Source organism: Helicobacter turcicus (genome assembly GCF_019711685.1).
GTDB classification, from domain to species: Bacteria; Campylobacterota; Campylobacteria; order Campylobacterales; family Helicobacteraceae; genus Helicobacter_D; species Helicobacter_D turcicus.
This window is the reverse complement of record NZ_JAIGYQ010000001.1, coordinates 147,476-159,163: the sequence shown is the minus strand read 5'-3', so window position 1 is coordinate 159,163 and position 11,688 is coordinate 147,476. Positions and strand designations below refer to the sequence as shown.

Genomic DNA, 11,688 nt, shown 5'->3' with positions numbered 1-11,688 from the left:
TTTGCACATTTTTACAAAATCTTGATAATGAGGATTTCATAGACAGCAGGGAGGATTTGCAAATTTTTAGAAGCCACCCAAGGCAGAGACAAATTTTAGATATAGAATTTTATGTAAGTGAAGTGAAATATCCACTTTTGGTGCATAAATTTGGTCATTTTGATATTTTGCTTGAGATTGTAATTAAAGAAAAACAAAGGGCAATAGGTGTGCAACCTATGCTTTATGTATGTTTTCCAATCACAGAGCTCAAAGCAAAAGAAAATATGCTATCACTTTTAGGCAGAGTGGCAGAAGTCAAAGAATGCGCTTATCTTATTTTAGATTCTAAAGATAAGAATTTTTTGCTTGAATGCTTTAAGATTTTTGGAATTTTAAGCAAGAATCATAATTATGACATTTTGCAAATTTTAAAGGTTATTAAAAATGGATAAGAACGATTTTAGAGGGCATTAACCGCGCGGAGCAGACAAGCACTAGCAAATCCGATAAGTAAATTAGAATAGGAGTGAGAAATTATGAAAACAAATAAAAAGCATTTGGTTTTAGAGGATTTATTTAAACACTGCCAAGAACAAAGGAATTTTAAATTTCATAATGATTTAGTTAAAGAATTCTCCAAAAAACACGGCTTTGGCAATCCATTTGCCGCAACAAAGCTAGATTCTAGCGATAAACTCCCTCTACTTTTTAAAAAGCGAGATATATGTTTACTTCATCTAGGTGGAGGGTATCATCAGTTTATTCAAGGCATAAACAAGCTTTATCACCCCTTTGAACTTTTGCAAGATTCTATAAAATGGCAATATAAAAAAAGTTTGCTTAATGAATACAATGATAGTGAAAGCAATATTTTAAGCGTAGCAAACAATCAAAGAATTTTGCATCATTTTTTATTTGAAGCAGATTTAGAGTTTGCAGATTTGAGTATTGAAAGTCGTCCGAAAACTTACTTTCCCCATCGCACAAAAACAAGTTTAAAATATTTTTTTGATGAGCAAGAAATCCTAGCTACAAATCAGCAGATTGAAATTGATTTAACCCTTGAATTTGAAGGCACTATTGGTATATTTGAGGCAAAAAATGGAACCCCAACAGATTTTAACATCTACCAAATTTATCACCCTTTTTTGTACTATTACAATTCAGCTTTAGCTTTTAAACAGATTATTTGTGTCTATTTAGTTCGCAATAAAGATAGTCTCAAACTCTGGGCTTATACATTTCAAAAGCCTTTGCATTTAGATTCTATCCAGTTTCTAAAATCATGCGAATACCAACTTATAAGGATTTAAAATGCAGTTTAATAAACTTTACAATGAGGATACTTTACAGGTTCTTAAATCGCTACCCGATGAGTGTTTGGATATGGTCTATGGCGACCCTGATTATAATGTAGGAATTAACTATAATGGTTCTAAATATACACAAAAATGGGAGGATTATATTGCGTGGTATTGTGAGTTAGCCAAAGAATCTATGCGCGTTTTAAAATCTAGTGGAAATCTTTTTATGATGAACTATCCTAAACAAAATGCGTATTTGCGTGTGCAATGCTTAGATTCTATTGCTTATGATGTGCAAGATTATGTATGGGTGTATAATACCAATGTTGGACACAGCAAAAGGCGGCTTACAACCGCACACAGAAGCGTATTACATGCAACAAAGAGCAAAGATAATCATTTCTATAAAGATAATATTGCGTTGCCCTATCAAAATCCAACTGATAAAAGAATTTTGCAAAGATTAAAAGAAGGACATACAGGTAGAATGCCTTATTCGTGGTTTTATTTTGATTTGGTTAAAAATGTGAGTAAGGATAAGACTTTTCATTCCTGCCAGATTCCACTTAAACTTGTGGAGATGTTAATAAAATCTTGCACAAATGAGGGAGATTCTGTATTTGTTCTTTTTGGTGGAAGTGGTGGCGAGATTATACTTTGTGAAAGTCTTAAGCGTAAATGGCTAAGTTGTGAACTCCATAAGCCTTATTATGAAATGATTTTAAATCGGCTTGAAAATCAAGGCGAGATTCAAGAACAATTTAAATTGCCAAACTTTCAAAAATCTAGCAATAAACAAAAAAATTTATTTGAGGTAAATTTATAAATTGAAATGCTTAGAATGAAAATTACTTTGTTAATCCTAATGTATAAAAATTTGAGAGATGGTTTTGTTAAAATATTAAGAGATAAAGAAATGGAATTGAAAGGAAATTTTTTAACGAAAATCAGTGATGTAAAACTTTTAGAAAGTATGGGTTTATTTGCAATAGATACTAACCGCGCGGAGCAGACAAGCACTAGCAAATCCAGTAAATTAGAGTGGGAGTAGATAAGCATATTTTAGATAAAATGATAATATTCTCAAAAATTGCGAAAAAGGAGTAAAAATGGCAGAAATGAGAGCGGAGAGGAAAAGTGTTTTTGATTATTTATCAAAAAATAAATTTTTAATCCCTATATATCAAAGAAATTATGTTTGGTCAGAAGATGAGTGCGAACAACTTTGGGACGATGTTTGTAATTTTTTTGACAATAAAGACGAAGATGAAGAATATTTTTTGGGTTCTGTTGTAATATATAAGGAAAATGGCAGACAAAATATCATTGATGGGCAACAAAGGACAACAACTTTAAATCTTTTGATACGCGCCTTATACGAAAAGGCAAGAGGGCAGAATGGGATTGATAAACTTAAAAGCAATCTCGCCTCTTGTTTATGGGATATGAGTCCCTTAACAGGAGAGATTGATTTTGAAAACACACATTTTAAAAGTGAAGTAGCGACAGATTCGGATAATCTAAAATTAGAAAATCTTTTTAAAGACACTTTAGATATAGACAAAGAGAGTAAAAATTTATCCTTATATGAGAAAAATTTTATTTTCTTTCAAAATAAAATTGATGAATTGGCTAAAAATAAGCCCTCAGAGTGGTTTGATTTTTGTTTATGTTTATTAAATTTATGTGTAATTTTACCCATTGAATGTGATGGACGTGATAAGGCTTTAAGAATTTTTAATACCTTAAATAATAGAGGGGTTTCTTTAAGTCCAGCCGATATTTTTAAAGGCTTAATTTTTGAGAGAAAGAGAGAAGAAAGTGAAAAAAATAAATTTGCAAAGGAGTGGAAAGAGTTAGAAAGTAAAATCCAAAATTCAAATTATCTAAATAAAGAAGATATAAGTTTTTTATTTGCCCAATATGAACATATCATTAGAGCAGAGCATAAGGAAGTAGATACGGTTATTCCCGGTGTGCTTGAGTTTTGGACACAAAAAGATAGAGTAAATTCTAAAAAGAAAAAAGTAAATTTTGCAGCTAATGAGGATTTGTTGAAACAAGATGAAACTTTTGAATTTATTCAAAGATTAGGTGAATTTTGGTGCAATCCTTATGATTATTTAAGTCTTAAAGCACAAAAATATTTTGCAGTTTTAAATATTTATCAAAATAAATTATGGCAAATGGTTGTTAGCGTGTGTTTTTATAAATTTGATAAGGATAAAAATAACGATATTTTTGATAGTGTCTTGCCTCAAGTTGTGGCTTATAATGCTTTAGGACTTATGTATGGAAAGGGTGGAAGTTCTGGAGTATTTTGGGGATTTATGAAAGCCAATGCAAATATTATTGAGAACAAAACAGAATGTATTTTTGAGACAGGTATAAATCTACCTAACTTAAAAGTGCCTCCATTAGAAAATTTTTTAGATTTTTCTAGCAGAGCTCTTGCTAAACAAGTTCGCTATATTCTTGCTGTTTATGCTCTGTTATATAGTGATAAACAAGAAACACAATGGAACAAAAATGGGAAGAATTACACTCTAGCTAAATCAGAAATTGAGCATATTTTCCCTAAAAAATGGCAAGATACAAATTATAATGGTTGGAATGAAGAATATGCAAAAGTGTTTTTAGAACATATTGGCAATAAAATGCTGCTTGAAAAGAAAGAAAATATAGAAGCAGGGAATGGATATTTTCACAAAAAGAAAGAGAGATATAAAAATTCTTATTATGTAGAAGCACAAGATTTAGCAAATAGCACTCAAAAAGATTGGTTAAAAGAAGATATTCAAAAGAGAGATGAGCAGATTTATCAGAGATTTGCAGAATTTTTTAAGGCTGTTTTTGGGGAGAAATAGTGCTAGAGATTGGTATGTAACAGAAACACGAGGTGGAGGAGTATGCGCGCATTTTGTCAATGTAGATAAATAAAACAACCAATCCCTAAGGCGATATTGAGCCTTTTTACTAAAGAGTGCGTTTTTTAATTAAAAAGGTGCATTTATTTATAAGTAAAATTATGTCAAAATTAAAGAATCTCACCTTTAAAAAGGCTCTTTATGACGCATAAAACTTTAGCTTAAATACTTTTTAAATCCGCGGACAAATTACGCAAAAAAATTGACGCTACCGAATACAAGCACATCGTTTAGGTTTAGTTTTAGTTTTCTTAAAATACATTTCTGATAGCTTTCAAGTCACTTTTAAGAAAATGCAAGATGAGGGTGGAGATATTGAATATAGAGACGAATACCTCGCATATAACGCATTTTTAGTGACACAAGGTGCGCTGGGGCTACATTATGGAAAACGCCAAGTAAAGCAACATTTGCAGCCTTTTAGATAATGCAATGCTTGAAATTAATCCAAGCCTTTATGATGATTTTATAGGGAAAATTATAGGATATTCTTTTGCTAGATTTAGAGAGCTAGAGAATCCAAGTGCAAGACTTTATGAGTTTTTAAGAGATGTTAAAGAGAATCTAAGAGTAGAGCTAGAGCCTACTTTATGGACTGCAGGGAGACCTCTAAGCAGTGCGGACATTTATGATTTTGCAACACTTAGCATTAAAAGCGGACAACCTACAAACACAACTAGCACACTTTTAGACTTACTTCCACAGCTAAAAGAGAAGCACGAAGCATTTAAAAAGGCAAAAGGACAAGCAAAGCAAACAAAAAATGCACAAAGCCAAAATTTAGATTTAAACACCGCAAAGACAAGCGAAGTGAGAGAAGTATTAATGCAGAAGCTCACGCCATTAATGCAAAAAGGCTTTATTAAAAGTGCGGATAATTACGAAGCATATTTAAGTAAAGATTCCATTAATAAGATGATTAGCAACAGCGCAGTGAATAAAAGCCTTAAAAATGGATTTACACGCGCAGAACACTTAAGCGCAGTAGCAGACATTGAGAATCTCTTTGCAAAAGCGTATTTAGCAAAGAGTGAGCCACACAAAAGCGGTGAGAAAAATGTAATTATTCATAGATTTAATAGTGCTTTTAAGGATAATAATGCACTCATTACCATAAAAGAAAGTGTAGAAAATGGCAAAAGAATTTATAGTGTAGAGCTAGAATTAACCCCCCGCTTTAGTGATAATGCTACACCCCTAAATAGCAAATCAAGCGAGGGCAGTTTAAACGCACTGCAAGAAACTAGAGGTGGGATAAAATCCGAATCGTCTATTGTAAAAACTGATGATAGCATTATACCACAATCCACACAGATTCCACAAAAGCTAAATGCAGACGAAATTATAGATGTTGAAATCATACAATCTGCGCCACTTCAAAAGCAAATCGCTTATAAAAGGTATAATGCAAGGGGAAATCTCATCGCAAAACTACAAGACCAACTAAGCACATTAAAGCCCGATTCCGCTACATTTAAGGCAAAAGAGCAAAAGCTACTAGAACTAAAGCGCAAAAACGAAGTAGAAGCAGAGGAATTCAAGCTAGTAAATCCGACAAGGGAGGAATTAAAGCCAAAAGAAAGAACGCAAACAAGCTACAATGCACAAAGCCAAGCAAAAGAGACTTTAACCAAACAAGACAAAGAGAAGTTAAAAGAATCTTTAGAACAATTAGCACCAGCGCAAATGCCGAAAATCCTAAGTGTAGATGAGTTTTTAAAAGCTTTAGATAATTTTCAAAACAAAGAAAACTTCATCAAACACCTACAAAGCAAAAACGATGATAAAAGTCGCTTAATGTATTTAAATCTTGTAGAGCCTACTTTTAAGAATCCAGACTTTAAATTTGATAAAATAGAAAACAAAGTTGCAAAAGAAAAGAGGATTAAGAAATTTACAGATGGCAAAGACTTCTTTTATCTTTTAGCGACAAAGGATAATGATAAAACTTTACTTACAGGGTTTAAGACAAACAAAATCAACACGATTTTAAAAGAGTTTGAGGGATTAGATACCGACATTATCCAAGCTTTCATTCGGCAGGGTAGCAAACAAGACACGCAAGGCTTGGGCTACCAAAACGCAATTATACCACAATCGACACAGATTCCACAAAAGCAAGGAATCAAAGAGGAAATCAAGCAACTCATAGACACAAGCGCACAAAAAGGGCGCGAAATGCAAATCATTGAACAAGAAAACTTTACACCAGAAGTAGTGGAATATATACAAAAACAAAATAAAAAGGTTGCTATTGAAAAGCTAAGTCAAGAGGAAGCGGAGGCTTTAGGGTTTAAATATCCGCAAGATGTGCGTGTAACAATAGATTCTAACGCAATCAACCACACATTAAAAAGGCACGGAGCGCAATCTAATCTAGCACAAAAAAGTGGACAACAAGCAGTGGAATATTCCGATATTGCAAAGTATAGAGAGTATGTAAAAAACGCAGACGAAACACTAAAAAGCGCAGATAATAGCGGTAGTAATGTGCTTGTTAGCTATAAACAAGTGAATGGGTATTTTGTCGCGGTAGAACAGATTAAGAAAAAGAATAATGAGTTAGGGTTTAAAACGCTTTTTAAAGGAATGGGGAATTATAAAGATTCTATGAGTTACAAAAATACAAAAGCCAAAGCTCAAACGCTATCCATTGGTTATGAGCCAAGTGCTAATTCTTTTGCTTTAGCTAAGAGTTTAAACTCAGAGGTATTGCTATCCCATAGCCAACGCCCTAGCACGATTCCAAGCCTTAATCTTGAAAGCCAAATGATAAACAATACTAGCGACATTATACCACAATTAGAAAAGGCAATTAAAGAAGCAGAACAAAAACAGCCTTATAAGGCACAAATTAAACCCATTTTGGAATCCTTACAAAAAGAATGGAGGGAAGATGAAAACCGCATTATTTTACATTGGAAAGAAAGGGTTAATGGGAAACTTGTAAAACGCACTCCAAACCTAAGATCAGAAGAGAGCATAAAAAATACCCTTGAAGTTTATAAAGATTACAAAGAAAAAGATGCTTCTAGGGAAATTCAAATATTGCAAAAAGCCCTAGACGCTATTCTTTTGGAGAAAAATAAAGCAAAACAAAGCCAAGAAGCTATAAAAGCAGAAATTAAAGATTTAGAGGAGAAGCTACAAAAGCAAATTGCTAAAAGCAATAATTTAGACATTTTTGCAGATGTTACACACCAAAGGCTTAAACTTTATTCCAACAAATACCAAAGCGATAGTGCTTATATTAATAAGCTTAAGAAAGATGGGTATTATACTGACAATATAGTAAATGATATTAAAAAGGTGCGAGAATCTATACAAAATACTTATAATATCACCCCCATTAAAGACTTTGGAACAAATTATGCCGAGTATTATCGCGATGGAAGCGGAGCAATAAAAAAGATTCTAGCAGAAGCAGAGGATTTTTCTAAGCGCAAGAGCTTAGGAAAACTAAGCGAAGAAGAAAAGGCTCAAGGCACATTTAAAGGACAAGTTGCAGGAGCGTTTTATAGAGAGGATTTAGAGGAGTTAAGCGGAAGTGGAGAGATTGATTTAGTATGGGGAGAAATAACCGACAAAGAAGCGCACAAAGGCTTTGGACTAGCGCACATTATGGATAAAAGAAAAAGCGAATTTATAAAAGAGGGATTAAGCGCACAAGAAGCCGAACAAAAGGCGTTAGAGTTTGTAGAATCTCTGCCTAAGATGATAGAAAATGCGGAGCTAGAAACAAAAAATAATGTCCATACATTGATTTTTAAAGACAATACAAAAGAATTTAGAATCGGATTAAGTAAGGGTTGGAATGGAAAGGGCGATAATGAGTGGATTATAACCGCTTATGAAAAGGAAAATGCCGAGACTTCCTACCACGACACTTTTACACCTAAAGAACCTTTAGGAAACCTAAGCGACATTATACCACAATTAGAAAAGGCAATTAAAGAAGAGGACTTAGGCACACTTTCACCCAAGCCTAAGATTACAGATAAATCGGACAATGCAGTATCTAACCTTGAAGCAATTATACCACAAAAGACAAATGCTAAGAATATCAAACTTAAGCGCGCGGTGTTAAACTATGCAGAGGATTTGCTAAGCCAAGATACAAAACATGCATTTTTAGGGAATCCAAAAGAGGAGCTAAAGGCTTATTATGAATATTTCAAAGAAGCGGATTATCCTGTGCCAAATTTGCGCGAACCAAAGGAATATGTAAAAATTTAAATGAAAAATTGGAAAAATTCTTAATATAAAGAAAATGATATTCTAATTAGCCTAACAGGAAATCACCCGCACACAAAAAGTCAAGTTGTAGGATAAATATCTAAATATAGACATAAACAAATTGTGCTTTTAAACCAAAGAGTTGGAAAAATAATTGTAAAAAATGTTGACAAGAATTTCTTATATTTTCTCTTTAAAACAGAAGGTATTCATAACGACTTATCTAGTCGTTCATCTAGCAGCGGTAATCAAGCAAATACTTCTAGTAACGATATAGAAAACCTCACAATCCCCATCCCTCCCCTTAAAGTCCAATAACAAATTGCAGAGATTCTAAGTAGTTTTGATGATAAGATAGACTTACTCCATCGCCAAAACAAAACTTTAGAATCTTTAGCCCAAACGCTATTCCGCCACGCCTTTATAAATAATCCCAACCGCAACGATTGGAAAATTGGAAAATTGGAAAATTGGAAAATTGGAAAATTGGAAAATTTGGGGATTATAACACCGAAAAAGGTAAAAATATTACACAAATTTACTTTTATCAAAAATCTTTAGTAAAAGATGGAGGTGTAAGAGTATGTGTTTCTTATATAGATAAACGATACTATCTCCTGATATTATAAGCAAAATTATAATATTAAAATAAAAAATTGATCTTTTAAAAATAGAGATTTTTTCTTTTTACTTTAGAGCAATTTTTGATAAGAAATTAAATAAATAATAAAGAATATTTCCAATTCTTTTTGTTCAATATCTTGCATTTTTTATCATAATCTTTTAGTCTTCTTAATCTTACACATTTTGGAGCGTAGAGAAATAATGATTTCTTTTTTTAGCTGCCATATCCCAAGAATATTTTTCATTGCAACGAGCAATGCTTGAATCTATTTTGTATTTTGTTTTCATAAATATTTAAAAAATCCGACTGGAGTAGAGCAACAATATTTCATACAAATTCTTACATATATCCTTCTTTGCGTAAAGCCTCCAAAGTTCCGCCGCCGTCTTTATCTTGCGCTCTACCGCTTCTCTCGGCTATATCTTTAAACTTGCCACTAGTTAATTCATCAATTATTTCTCTAGGATTCTTAGCATTACTTGCCACAGGATTTGTGCAAGGATAACAACCAAGAGAGCGGTATCTTTCGCCTAATCCTTGGTCAAAATAAATTGGAATCACGGGGATATTCTCACGCTCTATGTATTCCCAAATATTTAACTCTGTCCATTCAAGCAACGGATGCACGCGCACATGTGTCCCTGGTGCAAATTCTGTCTTATAGAGATTCCACAGCTCTGGTGGCTGACTAGAGGCGTCCCATTCATGTGATTTATCTCGTGTCGAGAACACCCTCTCTTTGCTACGGCTACCCTCTTCATCACTGCGAACTCCAACAATCACGGCATTATAAGGATCTGCTTTCTCTAGCACATTCCAGCTATCACTCTTTGGGTCATAAACTATGCGTTCCCAAGTGCCATCTAACGTGTGATTAAGCGGAATTGCTTTTAGGTTTTTACAGCAAACGATTCTATCTACATTGCCATCTGGAAATGTCTGCTTTAGCTGTAGTGCTTCTTTATTTTGCCCGACAACCAAGCGCAACTTCAGCTCTCTTGCAATTCTATCGCGATAAGCAATCATCTCTGGAACTTTATATTTAGTATCAATATGAATGAGTTCAAAAGGCACATGCCCAAAAAACGCCTTTTTTGCTAACCATAAAAGCACTGTGGAATCTTTACCAATGCTCCATAACATAGCAAGATTCTTAAAATTACGATAAGCCTCTCTTAAAATAAATATACTTTGTGCTTCTAATTTCCCTAATTTATCCATTTTTTCTCCTAAAATCTATGTGGAAAATACTTTCTAAGCAATGCAAAAAGCTCTTCTTCAAACTCTTTAATTTCGCTTATGTGCTTAAGGGCAGAATCTATTTCACCTTGTCCATCTAAAGTTTCACTTAGCACTTCTAACACGATCCCGCCAGCTGCAGCATCAAAGCCATCTACAAGCACAAAACGACCTAGATTTTGATTCTCTTTAAAAGTGCAGAGTGCCACAGGATGCTTTAACTCTAAGATAATCGTCCCAGCTTCGTTTTTTGTAAGTTTTATAGGTTTAGATTCTACATTAACTTCATCTTCGCTAATATGTAAAACTCTCTCAATCCCAGCCAAATACGCCTTAACTTTGACGCTACCTAATTTAAAAAGATATTCCCGCCCAGATTCTAGCGGTAAATTACCTAGCCAAATGAGATTTACACATATTTTTCTTGCGACTTTTAAAAGCGGATTCTCATCTTTTCTTACCATCACTTCACCGCTTTTTACATAAATATCTTCTTTTAAGGAGATTCCAACAGCCTCTCCAGCCTCTATAACTTCGCTATTTGGTGCATTCCAACTCTCAAATTTAGCTATCGTAGCCTCTTTAAAACTAGGTAAAAACACGACTTTATCATTAAGTCTAGCCCTGCCACCTACCACGCTTCCTGCATAAATTCGCCGCTCATCATTTTCATTGCTAAATCTGTACACATCTTGCAATGGCAGGATAAAATTGCCTTCTTTATCGTCTTTCGTATTTTTTAAAGAATCTAACGCCTCTAGCAATGTGCCACCCAAAAACCACTTCATTTTGGAGGAGGGTTTTGCGATATTATCGCCCTCTCTTGCGGAGATTGGAATCACAGCAAGAGGCTTTACATCTAATGTTTTTAAGAATCTTAAATACTCGTCTCTAATCGCACAAAATGCACTTTCATCATAGTTTAGCATATCAAGTTTATTTACCACAACGATAACTTGCGCAATTCCTAGCAATGAAAGAAGCATTCCATGTCTCTTAGAATTCTCCGCAACGCCCTCTTTTGCATCAATAACTAGCACAGCTGCTGCCGCTCGACTTGCCCCACTTAACATGTTGCGTAAAAATTCAATGTGTCCTGGTGCGTCAATTATTACATACTCTCTTGAATCGCTTTTAAAAAATATGCGCGCAGAATCTATCGTAATGCCTTGCTTTTGTTCATCTTCTAGTGCGTCAAGTAGCATAGAATATTCAAAAGGTCTCGCATTTTTTGCACAGGATTCTTTAATAGATTCTAGCTTTCCTTGCGGAAGTGAATTTGTATCTGCTAACAATCTCCCAACAAGTGTCGATTTGCCATGATCTACATGCCCTGTTATTACTATATGCATTCTCTCTTTTTGTCTCATTTTAC

Annotated in this window: 8 protein-coding genes; 6 read left to right on the top strand and 2 right to left on the bottom strand. The window is 33.8% G+C overall.

Features of this window, described 5'->3' with window-relative positions:
• Positions 1-56: 56 nt before the first annotated feature.
• From K4G57_RS08980 to K4G57_RS09190, 6 genes are all read left to right on the top strand, one after another.
• Positions 57-434 carry a R.Pab1 family restriction endonuclease gene (locus K4G57_RS08980; protein ID WP_236033129.1) on the top strand — a complete coding sequence of 126 codons (378 nt, stop codon included), beginning with the start codon at positions 57-59 and terminating at the stop codon, positions 432-434.
• Positions 435-518: 84 nt separating this feature from the next.
• Complete coding sequence (locus K4G57_RS00680; RefSeq protein WP_221531261.1) at positions 519-1,295, top strand: type II restriction enzyme; 777 nt, start codon at positions 519-521, stop codon at positions 1,293-1,295.
• Between the two features lies 1 nt (position 1,296).
• The gene (locus tag K4G57_RS00675) at positions 1,297-2,112 is read left to right on the top strand and encodes a DNA-methyltransferase (RefSeq protein ID WP_221531260.1); all 816 of its coding nucleotides are present in this window, start codon (positions 1,297-1,299) and stop codon (positions 2,110-2,112) included.
• Between the two features lie 283 nt (positions 2,113-2,395).
• Positions 2,396-4,153, top strand: coding sequence for a DUF262 domain-containing protein (locus tag K4G57_RS00670; protein ID WP_221531258.1), 1,758 nt, complete (start codon positions 2,396-2,398; stop codon positions 4,151-4,153).
• A gap of 492 nt (positions 4,154-4,645) precedes the next feature.
• Entirely contained in the window at positions 4,646-8,449 is a 3,804-nt protein-coding gene (locus K4G57_RS00665; protein WP_221531257.1) for a putative barnase/colicin E5 family endoribonuclease, read from the top strand.
• Between the two features lie 96 nt (positions 8,450-8,545).
• Complete coding sequence (locus K4G57_RS09190) at positions 8,546-8,767, top strand: restriction endonuclease subunit S (RefSeq protein WP_346727922.1); 222 nt, start codon at positions 8,546-8,548, stop codon at positions 8,765-8,767.
• Positions 8,768-9,413: 646 nt separating this feature from the next.
• Here the strand turns inward: K4G57_RS09190 and cysD are convergent.
• On the bottom strand, positions 9,414-10,295 hold the full coding sequence (gene cysD, locus K4G57_RS00655; protein ID WP_221531255.1) for a sulfate adenylyltransferase subunit CysD: 882 nt from the start codon (positions 10,293-10,295) through the stop codon (positions 9,414-9,416).
• Between the two features lie 8 nt (positions 10,296-10,303).
• Entirely contained in the window at positions 10,304-11,683 is a 1,380-nt protein-coding gene (locus K4G57_RS00650) for a sulfate adenylyltransferase subunit 1 (protein WP_221531254.1), read from the bottom strand.
• Positions 11,684-11,688 lie beyond the last annotated feature (5 nt).

Bases quoted from the DNA above. Each gene is read 5' to 3' on its own strand.
- K4G57_RS00680 (WP_221531261.1), top strand. From the start codon at position 519: ATGAAAACAAATAAAAAGCATTTGGTTTTAGAGGATTTATTTAAACAC.
- K4G57_RS00675 (WP_221531260.1), top strand. From the start codon at position 1,297: ATGCAGTTTAATAAACTTTACAATGAGGATACTTTACAGGTTCTTAAA.
- K4G57_RS00670 (WP_221531258.1), top strand. From the start codon at position 2,396: ATGGCAGAAATGAGAGCGGAGAGGAAAAGTGTTTTTGATTATTTATCA.
- K4G57_RS00665 (WP_221531257.1), top strand. From the start codon at position 4,646: ATGCTTGAAATTAATCCAAGCCTTTATGATGATTTTATAGGGAAAATT.
- cysD (WP_221531255.1), bottom strand. From the start codon at position 10,295: ATGGATAAATTAGGGAAATTAGAAGCACAAAGTATATTTATTTTAAGA.
- K4G57_RS00650 (WP_221531254.1), bottom strand. From the start codon at position 11,683: ATGAGACAAAAAGAGAGAATGCATATAGTAATAACAGGGCATGTAGAT.